Source organism: Streptomyces sp. NPDC048277, assembly GCF_040652235.1.
Classification (GTDB): domain Bacteria; phylum Actinomycetota; class Actinomycetes; order Streptomycetales; family Streptomycetaceae; genus Streptomyces.
This window is the reverse complement of record NZ_JBEZLQ010000011.1, coordinates 262,597-285,634: the sequence shown is the minus strand read 5'-3', so window position 1 is coordinate 285,634 and position 23,038 is coordinate 262,597. Positions and strand designations below refer to the sequence as shown.

At 69.3% G+C, this 23,038-nt stretch carries 14 protein-coding genes and 1 pseudogene; 6 read left to right on the top strand and 9 right to left on the bottom strand.

Annotation, left to right across the window (positions count from 1 at the left end; translation table 11 throughout):
• Nucleotides 1-70: 70 nt before the first annotated feature.
• A complete protein-coding gene (locus AB0D85_RS24860) occupies nucleotides 71-1,795 on the bottom strand; it encodes a hypothetical protein (protein WP_362323978.1) in 1,725 nt (574 codons plus the stop codon).
• A 77-nt stretch (nucleotides 1,796-1,872) separates the two neighbouring features.
• Nucleotides 1,873-3,999, bottom strand: coding sequence for a hypothetical protein (locus AB0D85_RS24855; protein ID WP_362323975.1), 2,127 nt, complete (start codon nucleotides 3,997-3,999; stop codon nucleotides 1,873-1,875).
• Nucleotides 4,000-4,218: 219 nt separating this feature from the next.
• On the opposite strand from AB0D85_RS24855, the gene AB0D85_RS24850 reads away from it, so the two are divergent.
• Nucleotides 4,219-4,611: a hypothetical protein gene (locus AB0D85_RS24850; protein ID WP_362323972.1), complete on the top strand. Its 393-nt coding sequence runs from the start codon at nucleotides 4,219-4,221 to the stop codon at nucleotides 4,609-4,611.
• Nucleotides 4,612-4,727: 116 nt separating this feature from the next.
• Nucleotides 4,728-6,872, top strand: coding sequence for a tetratricopeptide repeat protein (locus AB0D85_RS24845; RefSeq protein ID WP_362323969.1), 2,145 nt, complete (start codon nucleotides 4,728-4,730; stop codon nucleotides 6,870-6,872).
• A 379-nt stretch (nucleotides 6,873-7,251) separates the two neighbouring features.
• Here AB0D85_RS24845 and AB0D85_RS24840 read toward each other — a convergent pair whose 3' ends face one another.
• A complete protein-coding gene (locus AB0D85_RS24840; protein ID WP_362323966.1) occupies nucleotides 7,252-8,508 on the bottom strand; it encodes a hypothetical protein in 1,257 nt (418 codons plus the stop codon).
• 267 nt (nucleotides 8,509-8,775) lie between these two features.
• Here AB0D85_RS24840 and AB0D85_RS24835 point away from each other — a divergent pair, with 267 nt between their 5' ends.
• Entirely contained in the window at nucleotides 8,776-11,937 is a 3,162-nt protein-coding gene (locus AB0D85_RS24835; RefSeq protein WP_362323963.1) for a BTAD domain-containing putative transcriptional regulator, read from the top strand.
• A gap of 566 nt (nucleotides 11,938-12,503) precedes the next feature.
• Here the strand turns inward: AB0D85_RS24835 and AB0D85_RS24830 are convergent.
• Nucleotides 12,504-12,680: pseudogene (locus tag AB0D85_RS24830) on the bottom strand (DUF6817 domain-containing protein); the annotation flags it as partial.
• 348 nt (nucleotides 12,681-13,028) lie between these two features.
• Complete coding sequence (locus tag AB0D85_RS24825) at nucleotides 13,029-13,451, bottom strand: secondary thiamine-phosphate synthase enzyme YjbQ (RefSeq protein ID WP_362323960.1); 423 nt, start codon at nucleotides 13,449-13,451, stop codon at nucleotides 13,029-13,031.
• A gap of 84 nt (nucleotides 13,452-13,535) precedes the next feature.
• On the opposite strand from AB0D85_RS24825, the gene AB0D85_RS24820 reads away from it, so the two are divergent.
• Nucleotides 13,536-14,612 (top strand): NAD(P)-binding domain-containing protein, encoded by a 1,077-nt coding sequence (locus AB0D85_RS24820; protein WP_362323957.1) that lies wholly within the window; start codon nucleotides 13,536-13,538, stop codon nucleotides 14,610-14,612.
• Between the two features lie 12 nt (nucleotides 14,613-14,624).
• On the opposite strand, the gene mltG is transcribed toward AB0D85_RS24820, so the two are convergent.
• Together mltG and AB0D85_RS24810 are read right to left on the bottom strand one after the other, a co-directional pair.
• Nucleotides 14,625-15,518, bottom strand: coding sequence for an endolytic transglycosylase MltG (gene mltG / locus AB0D85_RS24815; RefSeq protein ID WP_362323954.1), 894 nt, complete (start codon nucleotides 15,516-15,518; stop codon nucleotides 14,625-14,627).
• 43 nt (nucleotides 15,519-15,561) lie between these two features.
• A complete protein-coding gene (locus AB0D85_RS24810; RefSeq protein ID WP_362323951.1) occupies nucleotides 15,562-17,463 on the bottom strand; it encodes an ABC transporter ATP-binding protein in 1,902 nt (633 codons plus the stop codon).
• 95 nt (nucleotides 17,464-17,558) lie between these two features.
• Here AB0D85_RS24810 and AB0D85_RS24805 point away from each other — a divergent pair, with 95 nt between their 5' ends.
• Nucleotides 17,559-18,011: a MarR family transcriptional regulator gene (locus AB0D85_RS24805; RefSeq protein ID WP_362323948.1), complete on the top strand. Its 453-nt coding sequence runs from the start codon at nucleotides 17,559-17,561 to the stop codon at nucleotides 18,009-18,011.
• 67 nt (nucleotides 18,012-18,078) lie between these two features.
• Here the strand turns inward: AB0D85_RS24805 and AB0D85_RS24800 are convergent, their stop codons facing one another.
• Together AB0D85_RS24800 and AB0D85_RS24795 are read right to left on the bottom strand one after the other, a co-directional pair.
• On the bottom strand, nucleotides 18,079-19,431 hold the full coding sequence (locus AB0D85_RS24800; RefSeq protein WP_362323945.1) for a cation:dicarboxylase symporter family transporter: 1,353 nt from the start codon (nucleotides 19,429-19,431) through the stop codon (nucleotides 18,079-18,081).
• Nucleotides 19,432-19,599: 168 nt separating this feature from the next.
• The gene (locus AB0D85_RS24795; RefSeq protein ID WP_362323942.1) at nucleotides 19,600-21,195 is read right to left on the bottom strand and encodes a peptide-N4-asparagine amidase; all 1,596 of its coding nucleotides are present in this window, start codon (nucleotides 21,193-21,195) and stop codon (nucleotides 19,600-19,602) included.
• A 130-nt stretch (nucleotides 21,196-21,325) separates the two neighbouring features.
• Here AB0D85_RS24795 and AB0D85_RS24790 point away from each other — a divergent pair, with 130 nt between their 5' ends.
• Nucleotides 21,326-22,864, top strand: coding sequence for a M1 family metallopeptidase (locus AB0D85_RS24790; protein ID WP_362323939.1), 1,539 nt, complete (start codon nucleotides 21,326-21,328; stop codon nucleotides 22,862-22,864).
• The last annotated feature ends 174 nt before the right edge of the window (nucleotides 22,865-23,038 follow it).

Sequence of the window (23,038 nt, the reverse complement as noted above, 5' to 3'; positions counted from 1 at the left end):
CCCAGGTGATCGCTGGCCTGTGTGCCTTCACGCATGCCGCCGACGTTGTACCGGCCCACTGCCACCCGGATCAGAGTCCGCTACGCGCCTCCGTGCCGAGCCGGTCGTCAACAGGTTTCGTGAAGGTCACCCGGATGCTGCGCCGTCCGGTGCACACGACCAGGCCGTTGGCGAGTTCCGCGCCACTCCTGCCGTGCATCAGCCAGAGGTTGAGCGCTGCGCCCAGGAGCAAGGGGTCAAGATCCGGCTGTTGTGCACCCCACGGACGGACCGTACGGGCCTCGAAGAGGATGCCACGCAGCCATACGACCGCGGACACCTCGTCGATGCGGGCGACCAGTACAGCGGCGCCGGGCTTTCTCGGTGCCTCACGCAGGCACCATTCGGACGCGCTCGGGACCGCGACGGCTACGGTGCGCGCGACGACGTCCGCGCTCTGTGACCACAGCGCGTGCGGCGACTCGGCAGCGACGACGTAGAACCCTCGCTCCCTCTCCTGCTGCCCCGCGACCATGGGCCAGCGGCGCACCTCGACCGATCCGTCGGCCGCGACGGCTCCCGCAACCTCGTAGGCCGTCGGCGGCCGGTTGCGTTCCGGCTTCGGATCCGGGACCGGCCGCGGGTCGGGCGGCTGCCCGGGCGGACTGATCCCCCGGTGCCTCAGGAACTCGTACATACGCCGTTGGGTGAGTTCCCCGGACTTGTCGACGTCCGCGAGCTGGCTGTCGATGACGGAGCGCAGCGTGCCCGGGTCGTGGTCCCATTCGGCACGCAACAGCTGATCGTACAGATCGCCCGTGGGATCGAGCCTGGGCGCGGCCCGCACGAACGCGGCTGCCGGTGAGGCGGGGTCGAGTTCCTCGATGCCCGTCGTCGCGAGGAGCGTGACACGGTCGGCGGCAGCGGAATAGAACGTCGTACTGCCGTGATCGCCGATGACCCAGTCGCTGGCCACGACGGCGGCCCGCCAGCCCTCCTGAGGAGGAATCACCATCAGTCCCGCGTCCATGGCCCCCCGCAGTCGCTCCAGTACGGTGGGCCAGGAGTGTCTGGCCCACACATTGGGGTGAAAGACGGCCGCCACCGCGAACTCGTCGGCCGGCAGCGCGGTAACGAGGTCAAGCGGCAGGCCCGGGTACCGACCGAGCAGCGAGTGTTCGCTCCAGGTCGAGTGGACCACGACGAGACGGCGACCGTCAGCAACGCCGAGCCGGGTGCGATACCAGTCGCGCTGCGCCTCGCTCTCCTTGAGCCGCTGGAAGCACCAGTCACCGATCACTTCCGCGCGCGGTGCCGCCTCGGGACAGGTCCTGAACAAGGTGGCCAGCTGGTCGTGGTGCGACAGGCCGATGGCTGCGGGCACCACCTTGCCGCGATGCACCAGTTCCCTGCGGGAAAGGCCCGCCGGGGACGTGGTGTCGCCGGTCGACTCACTGACCAGGCGGTTGTAGCCGGCGCCGTGCGGCATCACCATCAGAGGGGCGTCCAGGCGGCGCATCGACGGATGGACTGCGCAGGCTACGGCCAGGTGGAAGGAGCGGCGGGTGGCCTCCTTCCACGTCAGCAGATTCTGCCCCACCACGGAGGCAAGGTATTCGTGCAGTCCGTCGGCGAAGGCCGAGCCAGGATTGACGGTGTAGTACTTGTCGATGCCGTCCTCGGTACGCAGCAGGTCCATGACGTCGAGTACTCGGGTCGCGGAGGTGAGAGTGCGTGCGACGCCCAGAACCTCCGCCTTGGGCTCCGGCCATGTGTTCCAACGGGTCCGGGCTCGTGGCAGCCGCGAACGACGCATCAAGGGCAACGCTCTCTCCGGGGCATCAGCGAAAAGGGACGGGGGGAAGGCGAGTGCAGTCAATTTCTCCGGCCGATTCAAGCGCCTCGATCGACCGGATCGGCTCCGCCGCCTTCAGGCGTCACTCCAACGCCCCTGTACAGTTCGCGCAGCTTTGCTTCGCAGGCCGCGCGCAACCTCGTGTTGCTCGTGCTCGCAGCCAGTTCGGACAGAATGCCCAGAGCGTTGTCGAGTTTGGCGTACTGCTTACGCTCGTTCGCCTGCTCCGCCGCGCGGATCGCCGCTTCGCTCGCGGCTTCCGGCCTGTTGAGCCGTTGCAGGGCCCGCGCCTGGATGATGTCGATACGCGGCAGCATCCCGTGGTCCCCGCTGTCGGCGGCCGTCGCTCTGGCCTCGCTCAGCACGTCGAGGGCTTCCCCGGGACGTCCGGCGGCGACCAGTGCCTGCCCGATGTTGTACGACTGGACCACGACTCCATGTGCATCCTGGGTGGCCGAGTTGGCGTCCAGTGCCTGGCCGAACAGCGCGTAGGCGTCCTCGGGCGCGCCCGAGGCCAGGGCGATGAGCCCCTGCGTCTCCCTGATCATGCCGCTCAACCGCGCGTCCGCGACCCCGTCGAGCAGGGGCTCGGCCAGCTCCAATGTGCGACGGGCCTCGTCGAACGCACCCAACCCGTAGTGTGCGCGCGCCAGTTGGTTGCGCATGCGTACCTCGGCGTCCGCGCGACCGCACCGTCTCGCCGCCTCGATCCCCAGCCCATGTGCCTCAATGGAGTCCAGGTGATGCTTTCGTCCGTCGAACAGTGCCCAGAGCGACTCACACAGCTGCCACACCGCGTCGTCCCGCCGCTCGTCCGCGGCTGCCCGCAACAGGGCCAGCAGGTTTCCCCGCTCGGCGTCGAGCCACTCCAGCGCTTCCGCGCCGTCGGTGAACAGCCACTCGCCCGGGGAGAGTTCGTCCAAAGAGCGTGTCGGCGGCATCTGCAGCCGAAAGCGACCCGCCCCGAGCACGAGAACGTCAGCGTGCGCAGCGGCGTCCGTGTAAAAGCTGGTCACGGCACGCAGGATGGCACGTCGCTCCGTCTCCGGGAGAGTCACCGCCATCCGCCGGGTGTGCTCCCTGACAACGTCGTGCGGCCGAAAACGACGTGGCCGGTCGGGGGACTGGACGACGGCCATGAGATGGGCCGTGAGCAGTTCACCCACCGCGTCCTCCACCGTCGGCACGCCGACCGTCACCGCGAGACCACCGGTGACCGTAGTGCCCGGCAGGCAGCCGATGAGCCGGTACAGGCGCTTCGCGTGGTCGGGCAGACCCTGGTAGGCCATGTCGAGAACTGCCTTCACCGATGTGGCCCCGTCCTCAGACGGTGGTAAGCCGTCGGCGCCGAGTGCGCGCACCGCGTCGGTCAGACTCAGCTGTGGGCGTTTCGCCAGCCATTCACCGACGGCACGAAGCGCCAGGGGCAGACCGTTGCAGAGATGGACCAGTGCCTTGGCCGCGCTGTCCGCGTCCGCGACGCGCCATCTGCGCACGAGTTCCATCCCGGACCGCTCGTCCAGCGGCTCGAGGGCGATGGCCACAGCGCCGTCCACGGCCAGAGCCGGCAGACCGGTGCGGCTGGTGACCACGAGCAGCCCGGTGGACGGGACCAGGGGACGAACCTCGGCCGCCTGCCTGGCGTTGTCGACCACGACAAGGGTGTCACGCTCCGCGGTGACGCTGCGGAACAACGCCGTACGTTCACCCAGATCGGCCGGCATGAACTCCCGATGCACTCCAAGAGCACGCAGGAAGCCCGCGAGAGCGCCGCTCACGTCGCCCGCGCCGTCGCGTCTGCCCTCTTCCAGATCCACGTAGAGCTGACCACCGGGATATGAGGAGGAAGGCGTCAGTGCCCTGGCCACCCACTGCGCCACCAACTGGGTCTTGCCCACTCCCCCGAGCCCGGAGAGGACGATGACACCCGGCAGGTGCGACTCCCGAAGGGCGTCCGCGATCTTGCGAAGACGATCCAGCTCGACCGTACGGTTGACGAACGACGCGATGGCCGGAGGCATCTGGTGGGGCGTCACGGTCGGTGGGGCAAGCGTCATGGACAGCGACTCCACTCGACCTGCCATCACGACCGGACCGTTGATCACGGCGTTCCCCGAGACGGAATTGTGTGTGCCCGTCGCCGCCCCGACCTCCCGCTCGCCCACGTCGCCGCCCTCTGCTCTACCGTCATGTACAGGGAGCCCCCAACGTACTACCCCACGCAACTTCCCCGAAGCCGCTCGTACGTGGCACCGGCTTCGGGTCGCGGCATACGGTGGGGACAGCCGGACCAGCAGGGTCGAGGCCCGCAAGAAGCGAGGGAGCCTGTGGAAGCGGAACTGGTGGCACTCGTCGGGACTGGCGCGACCACCATGGTCGGTCTCATGGTCACCGACGCATGGGAGGGAGCGAAGCAGCGCGTGGCACGCCTCCTCGCGCGCGGCCGCGAGACCGACACGGTGGTCGGGGAACTGGACGAATCCCGCGGCACCCTGATCGCGGCGACCGGGACCACCGACGAGCAGACCCTCACCGCCGACCTGACGGCGTCTATGCGGCTCACGCTGCGCCGCCTCCTGGAACAGGACCCCGGCGCGGCCGAAGAACTCCAGCACCTCGTGGACGAGTTCGCCCCCACACTCCAAGCCGACCCAGCGGGCACGGTGAACAACAGCATCACCGGTGGCACGCAACACGGTCCGGTGATCCAGGGGCACACCTTCACCAATCTGACGATCCATGCCTCCGGGAGCACCCCTCCGGATCGAATCGGCTGAGAAGCACGCCTACATGGGCGCCACGCGGCGGTCTTTCGCTCCCCCATGGGTATCGACCCCTTGTACGGAAAGGGTCTACTCAAGGATTCGGTACTGACGCGCGGTTCGGGGGGCGAGTGCAGGAGCACGAGTTCGGTGCGCACAACGAGTTGAGCGGCACGGTGCACGGCGCGACCGTCCAGGCAGGTGTGGTCTACGGCGGTGTGCACATCGGTTCCGAGGCGGACCCCGCCGGACGGACACCCTGGCAGCTTCCGTCCGCAGGACACATGGTCGACCGGTCACCGGAACTTGAGGCACTGGAGCGGCACCGGGCCCGCGCCCTGCGGGAGGGGCGGCCCGTCCTCACCGCGGTGAGCGGTCTGGGCGGCGTCGGCAAGACCGCCCTCGCGCTGAGATGGCTGCACGCCCTGCGCCCCCACTTCCCAGGAGGCCAGCTCTACGGCGAGCTGGGGGCCCAGGCTGCCGATGGGCCGACCATCCCCGCGGAGGTACTCGGACGCTTCCTGCGGGCCTTGGGTGTTCCCGCCCAGCAGGTTCCCGCGACACTGGCCGAACGAACGGCGATGTACAGGTCGTTGACCGCCGGCCGACGGCTCGTGGTACTGCTGGACGACGCCGCAACCGCAGCCCAGGTACGCCCGTTACTACCCGGGGCCGGAAACGTGGCAGCGGTGACCAGTCGTAGTCGGCTGCCGGGGCTGACCGTCGACGGCTGCTACCCCGTCCATCTGGAGTCGCTCGCTCCCGAGGCCGCGGTGGAACTGCTCGACCACACCCTGTCCGACGGCCGAGTGGCAGCGCAGCCCGATGAAGCACGCACCCTGGTCGACCTGTGTGCCGGGCTGCCCCTGGCCGTCCGCGTCGCCGGTGCCCTGCTCGCAGCGAGGCCGCAGCGGCGTATCACGACGATGGTTCGCACCCTTGCCGAGGAGCATGACCGTCTGGAGGCGCTGGCGATTGACGGCGACCACGACGTGCGCGCGGCGCTGGATCTGTCCTACCGGTCCCTGTCGCCTCCGGCCGCCCGCGTTTATCGGTTGCTGGGACTGCACCCCGGCCCGGAGTTCGGCGGCCCGGTTGCCGCCGCCGCACTCGCCGGCGAGCAGAACGCCACCGAACTGCTGGAGACACTGCAAGACGCGAGCCTGCTCGTCGACGCCGGAGAGGAGCGCTACCGCTTTCACGATCTCGTACGCCTGCACGCCGCCACGATGGCGCAGGAAGACGAGTCGCCCGAGGATCGCGCACAAGCCGCGCGCCGCATCGCCGACCACTATCTCTTGAGCGCCACCCGCGCAGAGGAAATCATCGACCCGCAGCATCGCACCATGGCCCGTGACTACGGTCCCGGGCCCTTGGCCACCGCGAGTGTGGGTGACGACGCGGAAGCCGCCCTGGACTGGCTGGAGCAGGAACTGCCCAATCTCATGGCGGTGATACGCCAGGCCCGGGCCGCGGGGTTCCCGACGGTCGGATGGCAGCTCGCCGACGCCTTGTGGCCCCTCTTCCTCCGGCGCAAGTTCTACGACGACTGGCATGCCGCACATGAGGAGGGATTGGCAGCAGCCAGGGAATTGGGTGACGCGGTGGCGGAATGCCGGATGCTCACCTCTGGCGGAGTCGGGGAGCTCGGTTCCGGGAACCATCGCCTCGCCCTGGAGATGTTCGAGCGTGCGGCCCGCCTCTTTTCGCAGCGCGGCGACCGGCTCGGCCAGGCGCGTACGCTCAACTACCGGGGACTCGCACTGCAGCGTCTCGGACGACCGAGCGAGGCCGCCGACCTCTTTCGGCTCGCCGCTACCGAGCTACCGGCTTGTGGAGACCCCCGGGCCGGCGCACTGGCCCGACTGAACCTCGCGGACATCGCCCTCACCACCGGACAACCCGATGAGGCTGTCCGGCAGGGCGGTGTCGCCCGCGTCGAACTTGAGAACGCGGGCGACACGTACAACACCGCACGGGCGGACACGCTCCTTGGACTCGCGCATCTCGCGCTGGGTCGGCCTGATGAGGCGGAAGCGCGCTTCTCTTCGGCGCTGATCACGCTGCGCAACATGAACGCGAACTACGAGATCGCCCGTGCTGTCGAGGGCCTTGCGGATGTCGCCGGGCAGCGCGGGGACACGCGCGCTGCCCAGAACCACTACCGCAAGGCCACGGCTCTCTACTCCTCCGTGGGCCGGTCCCGGCAGGCGGAGAACGCCGAGTCGGCGTTGCGCCGGCTCCAGCAGACGGATCGTAGTGAGCCCGGGGACTGAATCCGAAGGACCCACAACGGGGTTGCTCCGAACTCTGCAGCGGGCAGCCCGGCCGTCAGCCACGCATGAGCCAGCGAGGCAAGAGTCGCCCACACGTCTTCAGGGGCACCGGCCCCTTCCGCTTCAAGTTCACGCACCACCCCCTCGGGACCAAGGTGCATCCAACAGCGAGAATCCTCGTACACCGCGGCCACCAGAACGCCCGGATGGGACACAGCCGTTGCCACGGCTCTCGATGCTCCTTGGCCGTGCTCTATCAGCACGTCGCCGAGCTGAGACCAACGGGCGGCGGCGGGAAGGCGAGTTCTCAGGTGCTCATCCTCGACCAGGACTCCGGATACCGGGTTCACCAGCACGGCATGGACGTGGTGGCCCCAGGTCATCGCGCTACCACGCTGCCCGGCTCGTCGTACCGGACCGTCAGAGGGAGGCGAGCCGGCTGTGTCGTCGTGCGCGCGGCGGGAGGCCGTAGGTGCAACTTGCGGTAGAGCAGCGCACGCATCTTGTACGAGAAGCGGCCGGGCTCCGACGAGATGCGGGCGGCGACCCGCTCGTACCGGCGTGAACGGCTGGTCGCGGAGCTCCGCCTCAGCTGGGGAAGCATCGGGCGGTCCCCGTACAACCGCGGTGCGAAGGACATGAGTTCGGCGAGAGGAGAGCCCGGATCCACGTCGGCATCGGGCCGGCCCGCCATCAGTACCGGCACGCCGGTCATCGCGCCGTAGAGCGAAACCGAACCGTGATCCCCCACGACGTAGTCGGCTGCGACGACCGCCCCGGCCCAGTCTCCGTGCGGACTCACCAGGATCAGCCCCGAGCGCGCCAGTCCCGCGAGCCAGGCCCGGACCTGCCATGTGCCGTGCGCGTTCCAGACGTGGGGATGCAGGAGCGCGGCGATACGGAACTCCTCGCGCGGCAACTCGCCGACCAGTCGCTCCAGGATGTCCCATCCCCGCCCCAGGAGTGAGTCGGGTCCCCAGGTCGAACACGCGAGGACCAACCGCTGCCCGGCCCTGGCCCCCAGGGCGTCCCGGTACAGCGCCCTGGAGCCGAGGCTGGCAGCGATACGGTCATAACACGGATCGCCCACCACCTCCGCCGCCGGCACGGCCTCGGGGCACTCACGGCCGAGCCTGGTCAGCTCTTCGTGATGGGCCAGGACGATCGCCTCGGGCACGACCGCGCCGTCTCGCACGAGTCGCTGCCGGCTGAGACCGTACACACCACGCTGCGCGGCCGTCGCGCCATTCCGATCGGCTGGGGTGATCTTGTTGTGTCCGGCCCCGTGGGGAAGCACGATCACAGGCGCGTGCAGTTCGTGGAGACTGCCGTGGCTTGCAGCCAGTGCGAGGTCGAAGTGCGTCTGTACCGCCTGGCCCCACGGAAGTACCAAGCCCCTCAGCTGTTCCAGGAATTCAGCCACGCCATTGCTGAACACATCGGGCGCCTGTGTGAAGAATATCTGCACCCTGACATCGCCTTCCAGCAGGTGTATCGCGTCCAGGAGCCTGTCCCCCGCGATCACCGTGTGGACCACGACCAGGACTCGCCTGCGAGTCCGACGGGTGGCCCAACGCTCGACGTCCAGCCGTACCGGCACATGACGCCAGTGCGACTCGGACTGTGTCACGCTCATCGTCGTATCCCCCGGTTCCCTTCATGCCTTCGATGGCTTCGCCGCGGCCTTCCGCGGCCTCGACTGTGGGGTGCCCGGGGAACGGGATGGCGGGCTTGCAGGAACCCTGCACTCCCGTGGACCCGGCTTGAACACGCCCCTGTGCGCCCGACACGCTCCAGTGCGCCCCTGTCTCTCCCCCACCCGTCACAGAACAGTGGAGTGAGTGCCGCACAGGTGTGCGGACGCTGTCGAAGGTGGCAGACAGAAGCGCACCCGTCGGGGGTGATGGTGGACCTTCTCGCTCTGGGACCTCTTGAGCTGTGGCACTGCGGGCAGCAGTACCAACTCGGTTCTCTCAAGGAACGCTGCGTATTGATCGCGTTGCTGCACTCGCGGGGTGAGCCGGTCTCCGTGGACACGCTGATGGATAGGGTCTGGAACGGCGAGCCGCCACCAACCGCTCTGGACACACTGCACAGTTACCTGTCTCGCCTGCGCAGGCGACTACGCCGGGCGGTGGGCGACGAACTGGCGCAGGTGGCGCACCCGTCGCCGCGGCTCTACCAGTTACGGGCCGATCCGGAGGACATCGACCTGCTCCGCTTCCAGCGCCTGAGAACGGACGCGGCGGCCGCGGCGAAGCGGGGCGAACGCGAGCTGGCCATCGGACTGCTCTGCACGGCCGAAGCGCTATGGCGAGGCGAGCCGTTGACCGAGTTCACCGACAACGCCTGGGCACTGTCCGCACGTTCACGGCTGATCGAGGACCACCGTCGGGTTCGTGAGGAACGGATCGGCCTGGAAATGGAGTTGGGCCGGCACGCGGACCTGATCGGCGAGCTCCAGGAACTCGCATCGCAGAATCCCTTCGCACAGAAGGTGATCAGCTCCTTGATGCTCGCCCTGTACCGCTCCGGCCGCCACGACGAAGCCCTCGCCGTCTACCGGGACACACGCGAAAGGCTGCACGATAGCCAGGGAATCGAACCAGGTGCAGAGCTCCAGGACCTGCACCTGCGCATGCTCGGCCAGGACCACGCACTCCTGCACACGGAGATCTCGCCTCCTGCCTCGGCGGTGGTACGGGAATCCCGTAACTGCCTGCCCAGAGATAGCCGGGACTTCACCGGGCGCGCCGGGGAACTGCGCATCCTGCTGGAGCCGGCCGCGAGCGAGCCGGTTACTGCCCTGCCGGTCACCGTCATGCACGGGATGCCGGGCATCGGCAAGACCGCGCTCGCGGTGCACGCCGCACATCGACTGTGTGCCGAATACCCCGACGGCCAGTTCTTCGTGGACCTCCTGGGTTACAGCAGCCCGCAGCCTCTCCACCCGGCGGAGGCCTTGGCCGTCCTCCTGCACTCGACTGGTTGGTCCGGCGAACTGCCTGACACGCTGGAGCAACGGGCGGCCAAGTGGCGGGAGTGGACCGCGAAGCGACGCGCCCTCGTGGTGCTCGACAACGCCAAGGACGTCGGCCAGATCAGCCCCCTGTTGCCCGGCAGCCCCACCTGCCGGGCCATTGTGACCAGCCGTAGCCGACTGGCCGCACTGGACAGTGCCACCTCGCTGTCAGTGGACGCCCTGTCCCAAGCCGAGGCGGCCGCTCTCTTCACCCGCATCGTCGGCGCATCGAGAGTATCCACGGAACCCGAGGCCCTGGTGAAGCTCGTCGACGCGGTCGGGTGCCACCCCCTGGCGCTGCAGCTCATAGCGAGCCGCTTCCGCCACCGGGATTCCTGGGCCGTTCAGGACCTGCTCGACCGGTTGACACGCGCGACCGGATCGCTCGAAGAGTTCGACGAACGGATCTTGGCTGCCTTCCAATTCTCGTATGCCGAACTCAGCACCTCCGCACAACAGTTGTTCCGTCAGCTTGCGCTGCACCCCGGTCCCGACATCACTCTGCAGGCGGCAGCGGCCTTGGTCGGACCGAGCCTGCGGAGTGAGCCGAAACCGCTGGAGAGACACGTCGAGGAACTTTTGGACTTCAGCCTCCTGGATGAGCCGGTGCGCGGGCGGTACCGATTCCATGACCTGACGCGGGCCTTCGCTCTGCGGACGGGCGCAGTGACGCCCTACCAGAACACCCGTCACACATCGGTCGGCCGTCTTGTCGCCTTCCACCTCACGACTGCCCATCGGGCCGAACGACTGGCCCATCCACACCGTCGGGGTCTCTCCCTGGGGCCGGAGCAGACCTCCCGGTATGCGCTGGACTTCTCCGACCCGGACGAGGCCTCAGTGTGGCTCACGGTGGAACGCGCCAATCTCCTGACGATCGCCCGTACCGCGGCGCTGGAGTACCCGGAGTATGCCGAGCTGTTCCCGAGCGTCCTGGCACGCTCCCTCAAGTTGTGGGGAACGTGGGAGATCGCAGCGGACCTGTTCGACGCGGCCATCCCGATTCTCCGATCCTCGGGCAACCGCTCCGTACTCGCCCGCACCCTGACAGATCGAGCCGATCTGCTGGCACAGCGGAACCACGGTGAGGCCTTACGCTGCGCGACCGAGGCTCTCTCGATCTACGAGGATCTGAGCGACGCCGGCGGTCGCGCCGACGCACTCCTCCAGTCGGGCCGCGCTCGGTTCGCAGCCGGCCACGGTGGGCCGGCCATGCTCGCCCTGGAACAGTCACTGGCTCTGTATCGCGAGGCCGGCGACCGGTCCGGGGAGGCCGAGTGCCTCAATGTGGAGGGGGTGGTGTTCTACTACGCAGGTCAATACGGCGAGGCCCTTGACCGGGTGCAGCTCATGCAGCACATCTACGAGGCGTTACCGGACCCGTACGGACTCGCCCAAGCGCTCAACAACCGAGGAGAGCTGCATTACCTCCAAGGGCACTACGACGAAGCCCGTGACTGCTACGAACAGTCCCTGGTCCTGATGCGCGAGCACGGTGGCCGCCAGGAGCTCGCGATCCTCGACACCAACCTCGGCGCGGTGCATCAGGCGGCAGGACACACGGACCGTGCTCTGGCCTCTTACCGACGAGCCCTTGCCACCCACCGGGCCACCGGCGATGTCCTGGGCGAGGCCGACGTACTGATCAGCATGGGGATGGCCCACGCCCGGTCGGGACGCAGAGGCGAGGCACTGCTGCACTTCACCATGGCGGAACAGGTCGCTGCCCGCATCGACAACCCGTACGAGCGGCTGCGGGCGTTGATAGGCGCGGCGGACGTCCAGCGCGAATCCGGAAGGCTCGGCATCGCGCGCCATGGCTACGAAGAGGCTCTCGAAGTGGCCCAGAACGTCGATTTCCCCTTGGGCTCGGCCCACGCACTCGCGGGTCTGGCCCGGACAGTCTTCTTACGTCCCGACGGCACCGAGCAAGCCTGGCACTACGGCGAGCAGGCGGTCGCTCTGTATCGCCGCCTCGGAGCCGACAGCGACGCGGACCAGCTGCTCCAGATGCTGACGGGACACGCATCGACCGGCTCCTGAACTCCTCTCCAGGAGCCGACGACGCCCGCTGTCACCACATCCAGCGGAGCACCACCACTGACACGTAGGCGACGCCCATGACGTGGAAAGCGGCGGGGGAAAGCTTCAGGAGAGTCTTCAAGTTACCCCTCGATGCGTGCGGTTTTGCCTGGTCAAGCGCGGATGATCACCGGCTCGACAGACCGTAGCGGAGACACGAGGAGCAATACTGTCAATTTGCGAAAGTCGAACATGCATGGTATATACCGCGGCGGGCTGGGACGCTGAGGCGATCCTTCATGCGTGATCGACTGAAGGTGACGATCACCGATGCTGGCTGCGTGTCCATGGTCGCCCGCAGGAGGAGAACAGGGCCCGCCCCGCGCCTGCGCAAGCAGATCCGTCGCCTCAAGGAACTACGGGCTGCCGACGCGGAGGAGATCGTCCAGCTCAAAGCCGACGTCGAGGCCGTCATCGGCGCCCTGCACCAAGCGAGTGACGAGAACCGTCTCATACGCGAACAGATTACGAAGGCGCATCCAACAGTCCGGGCCCTGCCCTACAGACGACGCCCCAGGACAGTCCGGTGGGAGCAGCGCTGCGGGGAAGCCGTCCGTGCCATAGAACGCGTGACACAGGCCAGCGAGTTGAAGGGCCGGACGGGCCTTCCACGTGGAGAGCCGCGCTTGTACGCGCCGAGGGTGGGTGAGCAGGCATCGGGCCTCGTGGCCATGTGTGACGAGCAACTTCTCCTCGCCACACATCTTGTAGCCCGTATGGAGACAGTCGACGACGTTCCGACCGAGTCGATCGACAGCTGCCGCGAAGAGCCGCTCGTAGGGCCCCGCTCATCGCGCAGCCAGGGCCTCGGTTTGGGACGCGTCATGGGGTCGGTTTCGCGCCCGGAACGTCCCAGTCACTGGCCCAGCCGATGATATGGCATTCGACCGCCCTGACTGCAGTGAGGATGTCCTCCATCTGACGCTCAGAGGAAGTCGTGGCAGCCTTCATCCGTGAGAGGCGCCGTCGTCCCAGGTGGCCTGTGGCATCGCCATCTCCTGTTCCGCACACAGCGTAAGGAAATTTGGCGCCCCCTCCCAGGACGATCTTGCTCATCCCAGGAAGCTCAACCTCACCTGCCGATTGACATTGGAGATGTTGGTGTCGACCAGGCACACCGACTGCCAGGTGCCCAGTTCCAGGCGGCCGTTGATCACCGGCAGGGTGGCGTGCGGGGGCACGAGTGCCGGGAGGACGTGGTCGCGGCCGTGGCCGGGGCTGCCGTGCCGGTGCTGCCAGCGGTCGTCGGCGGGGAGCAGGGTGTGCAGGGCGGCCAGCAGGTCGTCGTCGCTGCCGGCGCCGGTCTCGATGACGGCGATTCCGGCCGTCGCGTGCGGGACGAAGATGTTCAGCAGTCCGTCACGGCCGTCCGCGGCCTCGCTCAGGAAGGTCTGGCAGTCGTCGGTCAGGTCGACGACCCGCTCCCGGCTACCGGTGGCGACATGGAGCACTCGTGTGGTGAAGGCGTCCGACATGCCCCCATCCTGGCCCATGCCGCCGGCCGGCGGGTGAGCGGCCGTACCGGGAAGATCCCCGGCCACCCCCCTGTTGGTAGAACCGTGAACAACTTGCGCGAGGTCGAGGTAGTCGTCACAGGCGCTGGTCAGGCCGGTCTGTCCAGCGCCTATCACCTGCGGCGCACCGGTTTCGAGCCGGACCGCGACTTCGTGGTCCTCGACCACGCCCCCGCCCCGGGCGGCGCCTGGCAGTTCCGGTGGCCGTCGCTGACGTACGGCAAGGTGCACGGGATGCACGCGCTGCCGGGGATGGAACTGACCGGTGCCGATCCGGCACGGCCCTCCGCCGAGGTCGTCGGCGAGTACTTCGCGGCCTACGAGACCACCTTCGACCTGCGGGTACGGCGGCCCGTCGACGTCCGCGCGGTACGCGAGGGCGAGGGCGGGCGGCTGCTCGTGGAGACCGACCGCGGGAACTGGTCGGCGCGGGCGCTCATCAACGCCACCGGCACCTGGGACCGGCCGTTCTGGCCGCGCTACCCGGGTCAGGAGACCTTCCGCGGGCGGCAGTTGCACACCGCGCAGTACGCCGGGCCCGAGGAGTTCGCCGGGAAGCGGGTCGTGGTCGTCGGCGGCGGCGCCTCCGGCACCCAGCACCTGCTGGAACTCGCCCCGTACGCGGCCGCCACCACCTGGGTCACCCGGCGACCGCCGGTGTTCCGCGAGGGGCCCTTCGACGAGGGCGCCGGCCGGTCCGCGGTGGCGCTGGTGGAGGAGCGGGTGCGGCAGGGGCTGCCGCCGAGGAGCGTGGTCTCGGTCACCGGGCTGCCCCTCAACGAGGCGATCAGGCAGGGTCTGCAGGACGGCGTCCTGGACCGGCGGCCCATGTTCGACCGCGTCACCCCGGACGGGGTGGACTGGAACGACGGCCGGCATGTCGACGCCGATGTCATCCTCTGGGCCACGGGTTTCCGCGCGGCCCTCGATCACCTGGCGCCGCTGCGGCTGCGCGAGCCGGGCGGCGGGATCCGGGTCGAGGGGACCCGCGCGCTGGCCGATCCGCGTGTCCACCTCGTCGGGTACGGCCCCTCGGCCAGCACCATCGGCGCCAACCGGGCGGGGCGCGAGGCCGTACGCGACATCAGGCTCCTGCTGGCCGGGGAACCGGTCGCCGTGTGACGTACCGGCGGCTCAGTGCGACGTCTGGGAGGCGTGCGGCCTCGGCTTCGCCCGGCTGCTCTGTGCGGCGTTGAAGTCGGCGACATTGCGCTGGTGTTCGGCGTAGTCGGCGGTGAACCGCGTGTCCCCCGGCTTGACCGTGACGAAGTACAGCCAGTTGCCCGGCGTCGGGTTCAGGGCGGCGCGCATGGCGTCCTCGCCCGGGTTGTCGATCGGCGTGGGCGGCAGGCCCATGCGCTGGTAGGAGTTGTACGGGTTCTCCACGCGGGTGTCGGCCACGGTCGTGTTCAGGGTGCTGCGGTTGAGGCCGTAGTTGAGGGTGGAGTCCATCTGCAACGCCATGCCGTTCTGCAGCCGGTTGAAGAGGACCCGGGCGACCTTCCCCATGTCGGCCTTGTTCCCGGCCTCGGCCTGGACGATGCTGGCGATGGTCACCGCCTGGTAGACGTTCATCGCGTTGCGCTGCGCACCGGCCGCCACGGGCGCCATGTCGAACTTCCGGTTGGCCGTGTCGACCATGGTCCGCAGCATCGACTCCGGGGTCGCGCCCTTCGCCAGGGGATAGCTGGCCGGGAAGAGATACCCCTCCGGGTTGCCCCCGGCATCCCCGGGCAGTTTCAGCCCCGCGGTGCCGACGGACCGCTTGGTGCTGCCGACGGGAAGGGCGAGGGCCTTGTCGACGGCGTCGTAGATCTGGGACGCGCGCCAGCCCTCCGGGACGACCAGGGCGTCGGGCCTGGCCGCCTGGCCGTGGCCCAGCAACAGCAGCGGCACCGCCACGGCGGTGCCGGCCACGACGGCTCCGGTCACACCGAGGAGAAGCCTGCCCCGGCGCGTCAGCCGGATCTTGTTCCGTCGAGTCGGGTTCCGTCGGACCGTCTTCCCTGGCGGAGTGTTCATCTGCATGCGGGCACGTTAGCTCGCACAACTCCATAAACCCGACATATCTTCAGTTTGTCGGCGGAGTCGCGTGCTGACGTCCCCGGTCGCCCCGTCGGCGCCCCGGCCGCCGCGCCGTCTCCGGCCGGGTCGACTCGTCGGCCGCGGCCGGCTCCCCCGACGCCTGCAGCCGCGCGTCCCGCCGCACCAGCTCCGCGTACCGCCCGTCGAGTTCCAGGAGTTCCTCGTGCGTGCCCCGTTCGGCGACCCGTCCGGAGTCGAGGACGACGATCTGGTCGGCGCCGCGGATCGTGGACAGCCGGTGGGCGATGGTGAGGGTCGTCCGGTTGGCCGACAGCGCGTCGATGGCTTCCTGGACCGCGTGTTCGGTGCGGGTGTCCAGGGCGCTGGTCGCCTCGTCGAGGATGAGGACCGGCGGGTCGCGCAGGATGGTGCGCGCGATGGCCAGCCGCTGCTTCTCGCCTCCCGAGAAGTGGTGCCCGCGCTCGCCGACGACCGTGTCATAGCCGTCGGGCAGCGCGGCGATGTGGTCGTGTATCTGCGCCGCGCGGGCGGCCGCGTGCAGTTCCTCGTCGGTGGCGTCCGGCTTGGCGAAGCGCAGGTTGTCGGCGACCGAGGCGTGGAAGAGGTACGTCTCCTGGGAGACGACGCCGACCGCGCGGGCGAGGGTGTCGAAGTCGAGGTCACGGACGTCGACGCCGTCCAGGGTGACCCGGCCGCCGGTGACGTCGTAGAGCCGGGGTACCAGGTAGCCGAGCGTGGACTTGCCGGCGCCGGTCGGGCCGACGACCGCCAGGCTGCCGCCCGCCGGGACGGTGATGTCGATGCCGTCGAGGACGGGGCCGCCCTTGTCGTCGTAGCGGAACTCGACCTCCTCGAAGCGGACCTCGCCCTTCACGCGGTCGAGGTGGACCGGCTCGTCCCGCTCGGTGATGTCGACGGGCAGGTCGAGGTACTCGAAGATGCGCTGGAAGAGCGCGAGGGAGGTCTGGATCTGGACGCCGGTCGCAAGCAGGCTCACGGCCGGGCGGAACAGGCCCTGCTGGAGCGAGACGAAGGCGACGATGGTGCCCAGCGAGATCTGCGGGCCGCCCGCCTGGAGGGCCACGCCGGCGGTCCAGTAGATGACGGCGGGCATCGCGGCCATGACGATCGTGATCACGGCCATGCGCCAGCGGCCGGCCATGTTGGAGCGCACTTCCAGGTCGACGAGCTGCTCGGACTCCTCCGCGAAGGAGGCGGTGAGCGAGTCGGCGCGGCCCATGGTCCGGCCGAGCAGGATGCCGCTGACGGAGAGCGACTCGGTGACCGTGGCGGCCATCGCGGCCATCTGCTTCTGGCGCTGGGTGGTGATCTTCTTGCGTTCGTTGCCGACCCGGCGGCTGATCCACACGAAGACCGGGAGCAGGACCAGCGAGACGATGGTGAGCCGCCAGTCGAGGGCGACCATCGCGACGATCGTGGCGACCACGCCGGTCAGGTTGGAGACCAGGGAGGTGGCCGTGGAGGTGACGGTGGCCTGCATGCCGCCGATGTCGTTGGCGATGCGGGACTGCACCTCGCCGGTGCGGGTGCGGGTGAAGAAGGCGAGCGACATGCGCTGCAGCCGGCCGTAGACGGCGGTGCGCAGGTCGTGCATGACGCGCTGGCCGACGGTGGTGGATATCAGCGTCTGCAGGACACCGAAGACGCTGGTGAGGACGGCACTGAGGATCATGCCCAGCGCGAGCAGGCTGAGCAGTCCGGTGCGGCCCTGCGGGATCGCGGTGTCGAGGGTCGCCTTCAGCAGGAACGGGGTGGCGACGGACACCAGCGAGGAGGCGCCGACCAGCAGGCCGACGACGGCGAGCCGCCCGCGGTAGGGGCGGAAGAGCCTGAGGATACGGCGTACCTGGCGGGGCTGTCCGGCCGAGGTGCCGTCGGGGGTCCAGTTGATCTCGTCTCGGGGCATGGCTCCTACGGATGGGTGTGGTGTGTACGGACTGACGGAGCATAGCTCACTGTTACCTATGCTCACAATGAACAAGGTCCTGATATTATTCCCGTATGACCACCCCCGATCCCGACGGCCCGCTCGCCGAGCAGCTGCTGCGCCTGACTCGCCGGATGTGGCGTATCCAGAAGCACCATCTGGCGGCGCGCGATCTGGGCGTCACCCCGGCCCAGTCCCGGCTGCTGCGCACCCTCGCGCACTACGACACGCCCCCGCGCATGGCCGACCTCGCCGAGCGTCTGGAGGTGGTGCCGCGGGCGGTGACCACGCTGGTCGACGGTCTGGAGGCGAGCGGCAAGGTGCGCCGGGCGCCGGATCCGACGAACCGCCGGGTGACGCGGATCGAGATCACGGACGAGGGTCGCGAGACCCTGCGCGAACTGCGGGCGGCGCGCAGGTCGGCGGCCGAGGAGATCCTGGCGCCGCTGTCCCAGGAGCAGCGGGAGGTCCTGGGCGGGCTGCTGGACACGCTGGTCGACGGGCCGGCCGCGGCGAAGCGCTGCTGAGGCACGACACGGCGGCTCCCCTCCGGGATCCCGGAGGGGAGCCGCCTTTCCGCGTTTCCGCCGTACGTCAGCTCTCGGACACGGGCTCCTTGGCCGGCGCCTGCGCGGGCACCTCGGCCTCGGTGACCGCGAGTTCACCACCCAGGACCCTCTTCGCCCGCTCGATGTCCAGCGCGCCCTCCCAGCGTGAGACCGCGAAGACGGCGACGCAGTTGCCGAGCAGGTTGGTGACGACGCGCATCGAGTCCATGATGCGGTCGACACCGAGCAGCAGGGCGACGGCACCGGCCGGGATCGCCCCGAGCGAGGAGGCGGTCGCGGACAGCGCGAGGAAGGCCGAACCGGGGATACCGGCCATGCCCTTGCTGGTGAGCATCAGCACCAGGACCACGGTGATCTGCTGACCCAGGCTCAGGTCCACGCCCACGGCCTGGGCGATGAACAGGGTGCCGATGGAGAGGTAGAGCGAGGCGCCGTCCAGGTTGAAGGAGTACCCGGTGGGCAGCACCAGGCCGACGGCGTCGTCGCGGGCGCCCGCCCTGCGCAGCTTCTGCATCACGCGCGGCAGCACGGACTCCGTGGAGGCGGTGCCCAGTGCGAGCAGCATCTCCTCGCGGATGTAGCGGACGAACTTCCAGAGGCTGAGCCCGGTCAGCGCCTTCAGCGCGACGGCGAGCAGGGCGACGAAGAGCGCGGCCGCCGCGTAGCACAGGACGATCAGCTTGGCGTAGGTCTCGATGACACCGAGGCCGTACTGGCCGATGAGGACGGCCATGGCGCCGAAGACGGCGATCGGCGCGAGGCGCATCACGAAGCCGACGATCGCGAAGATGATCTCCTGGGCCTGCTCGATCGCCGGCAGCACCTGCGGCACCTTGGTGTGGCCGAGGTGCAGCAGCGCCGCGCCCACCAGACAGGCCAGAACGAGCACCTGCAGCAGGGAGTTCTCGGCGAAGGCGCCGATGAAACTGGTGGGCAGCGCGTTGAGCACGAACTCGGTCGTCGAGGGCAGCGAGCCCCCGCCGGTCTTCGCGTCGACCGCCTTGGCGCTCAGCGTGGCCGGGTCGACATGCATGCCGGAGCCGGGCTGGACGACGTTGGCGGCGACCAGCCCGATGACCAGCGCGAGCGTGCTCGCCACCTCGAACCAGATCAGGGCCTTCAGCCCGATCCGCCCGAAGGCCTTCAGATCACCGGCTTTGGCGATACCGACGACGACCACGCAGAAGACGAGCGGGGAGATGATCGTCTTGATGAGCCGGGTGAAACCGTCGCCGAGCGGCTGGAGGTCCGAGGCGAAGCCGGGCCACAGCCTCCCGACGACGATTCCGAGCACAAGCGCACAGGCGACCTGTGCGAAGAGAGAGGTACGCAGTATGCGTGCGACGCGTCGCGGCAGGGACGGTACGGACTGCGGCACGGGCACTCCTAGTGGGGGGAGCGACTCGCGGAAGCCGAGCGGGACTTCTGCGATACGGAAAGTGTCTTCCGTGCCGATCACTCTGGAGGCCTTCTTGATCTCGTCCGAGACCGCCGTGTATCAGCCGTGTAAATCACCTGCCGAGTGACGCATCGCACACAACTCGCCTCAGCAGCCGCTGCGATCCTCGGTGACCACCCCCTGTTCGGTGGCCAGCGAACGGTCGTAGCACCCGTCGGACCCGTACAGCCGGTAGCGCTCGCGGGACGTGCCGACCGCGTGCCGCTGGTCGCGCGGCACGCCGAGGGTGTACGTCGCGTCACCGCTGTAGGTGTCGTCGAGCCGTGACCAGCCGCCCCCGGCCCGCGCGACCATCGCCCGGTCGCCGAGGGTGAGTTCGGTGCGCAGCCGGTCGTCGGTGCCGATGGTGGTGGCGCCGTTCATCGTGTACGTCCGGTGCGTGCGTGTTGTCCGGGGCGCCCCGGCCGCCGTCACCGTGACGTTCTGGTCGTCCGTCCAGGTGGCGTCGAGCGCGTCCGTCGTCTCGCCGTCGTTCCAGCGGTGGACGGAGGTGTTGGCCAGCGTCCGGCTGACGGTGGTGGTCACCCGGCCGTGCGAGGTGTCGACGTAGCCGGAGACGGTGAGCCGGTGCCCGGCGTCGGTGTCGACCCGGTACTCCCCCGAACCCGGTGTGTACACCGAGGAGTTGGCGGGATCGGAGGCCTTGGCCCCGGTGAGCGCGCCGGTGACGTGGGCGCGGTGGGCGTCCTGCCAGACCAGCACGTTCACGGGGGCGCTCCAGCCGGGCTGCCCCTCGGGCACACCCACGACGGAGACCTCGACCTGGTGCGGACGGCCGTCGTCGAGCAGTCCGGCGAACGGCGTCAGGTCGTATTCGATCGGCTTGACGTCGAAGGCCCGGGGGCCCGGGATGACGTACCAGAGGAAGGGGTTGGACCAGCCGCCGGTCCACACGTTCGGGAACGGGGAGGCGATTCCGGCCAGTTGGCCGTCGACCTTGATCTGGACCTCCCGGTAGGGCCCCTTGTCGGCCTTGCAGGAGTACGAGGCGGGGTCGGCCACGGTCAGATACCAGAACTCCTCGCAGCCACCGCCGGACCCGGTGGCGTACACCTCGGCGACGATGCGTTCGCTGTTGCGCGGGGTGGTGAGGGTGGTGCCGTCGGTGAGGGTCAGCACCTTGTCGGGGACGGTGGCCGGGGAGCGGCCCGCGTAGAAGGTGAGCGTGACCTTGACGTCGATGACACCGGTGTACGTGTCGTCGACAACGTTGCCGATGAGCATCTCGACGTCCTGTGCGCTGCGGAAGGTGTCGCTGTAGCGGGTGACGTCCTTCTCCACGTGCCATTCGATGCCGTCGGGCGAAGGCTCGGGGGTGGAGGTGCGCAGCACTTCCACCCCGCCGACGTGCAGATAGCCGAGCCGGTCGTACTGACGGCCCTTCACCTTTCCGTCGAGCCGCAGCACCACCTTGCTCCAGCGGTCGCCGCAGCCCTGCGGGGGTGCGTACGTTCCCGTGTACGGCGTGAAGTCGCGGAACTGGGCCTCGGCCAGGGTGACTTGGCAGGACTTGGCACCCCTGGGCACGGACACCGGCGGGGCTGCGGTCACCGGGTCGTGCCAGTCGGTGCCGAACTCGGCCGGGACGTCGGCGGCCCGGGCGGCGGGGGCGCCCGTACCGAGGAGCGCGCTCGCCAGGAGGGTCGCCCCCGCGAGCATGGACATGACGATCCGTCTTCTCATGGCCGGTGTTCTACGGGGAGTTGGCCGACGACCGCAATGGGGGGATCGGACGACCGCCTCATGACTCTCACGGACGCACACAATAGAGTCATATGGTGCTATAAGCGGATCTTACTGTCACAGTGCTCCCATGAAGACGTCACCCCCGCGCCGGCAGTCCCGGCCCCGGCGCCATGCCCTCCGCACCGCCCTCGCCCTGACGGGAGCCGTCGCGCTCACCGGTACCGGCTGTTCCGCCGGCGTCCCGCACCGGGGCGACGGCTCCCCCGCCCCCGGCGCCTCGGCCGCCCCCGCCGGCCCGGCCCCCTCCCCCGGCGCGCCGGGGATCGGTGACCCGCTCATGCCGCTGGACGGCAACGGCGGCTACACCGTCCGCCGTTACACGCTCGACTTCGACTGGCAGGCACCCGAGACGCCCTTCGCGGCCGGCACCACCATCAGTGCCACCGCCACGCAGGCGCTGTCCCGCTTCGACCTGGACTTCGCGGGCAACACCCTGCACAAGGTCACCGTCGACGGCGCGCCGGCCACCGCCGTACGCAACGGTGACGAACTCGTGGTCACGCCCGCACGACCGATCCCGCGCGGCGGCACGTTCACCGTCCGCGTCACCTACACCGCCGACCCGACCCAGCGGCGGCAGCGCGACGACGCGATCCGGGCGTACGGCTGGGTGCCCACCCCCGACGGCACCCTGGTCTGTGCGCAGCCCGACGGCGCCAAGATGATCTTCCCTGCGGACGACCACCCCAGCCTGCGGGCACCCATCACCTTCCACATCACCACCCCGCCGGGCCTCCAAGCGGTGGCCAACGGCCGGCTCGTCGAACGGGTCCGGCAGCCCGGCGGACGGGTGGAGTGGACGTACGACTCCGAGGAGCCCATCGCGGCACAGCTGGTCCAGCTGGCGGTCGGGAAGTTCACGTTCGTCGCCGGCCGGGGGCCGGGCGGACTGGCCGTGCGGGACGTGGTGCCGGACGACCTGGTCACGGACACCGAGGCCGAACGCTCGCTCACCCCGGAGCACCTCGCCTGGCTGGAACAGCGGCTCGGCCCGTACCCGTTCCGCCGCTACGGCGTGCTGGTCGGGGACACCGATCTGCCGGTGGCGCTGGAGACGCAGTCGCTGTCCCTCGTGCCGAAGGACGACCTGCTGGGCGACCGGGTCGACGCCGAGCGCAATCTCGTCCACGAGCTGACCCACCACTGGACGGGTGACAGCGTCGCCGTCCGGCGCTGGTCCGACCTGTGGCTGAGTGAGGGTCATGCCCGTTACTACGAACGGCTGTACTCCGACGAGCACGGCGGCGCCGACATGGAGGACGCCATGCGGGCGGCCTACGAGCAGCACGACCAGTGGCGCCACGACCAGGGCGCACCGGCCGAGCCCACCGAGCCGACGCTGTTCAAGGTGATGCGGTACGACGGTTCCGCGCTGGTGCTGTACGCCCTGCGGGAGAAGGTCGGTGACGACACGTTCGGCCGGATCGAGCGGGCCTGGGTCACCGAGTACCGGGGGCGTGCGGCCGGCACCCGTGACTTCGTCGCGCTCGCCTCCAGGGTCGCGGGCAAGGATCTGACGCCGTTTCTGACCCCTTGGCTGTACGGGCCGCACACCCCGCCGATGCCGGGCCACCCCGACTGGCACGTGGACCCCGTCGAGGACTGAGTCCGCACGGCGTGTGGCCGCCCCCTCGGACGCCGAGCCGCTGCCGCCGACCGGGTGGCCTCTGCCGGACCGCTGGGCCACCCGGTCGACGCTCGGCGCGCCGCATCGCGCGGGGCACGGAAACGTACGAGGGGTGACATGAAGGGCAACCCCCTTGCCCTGGTTGCGACGAGC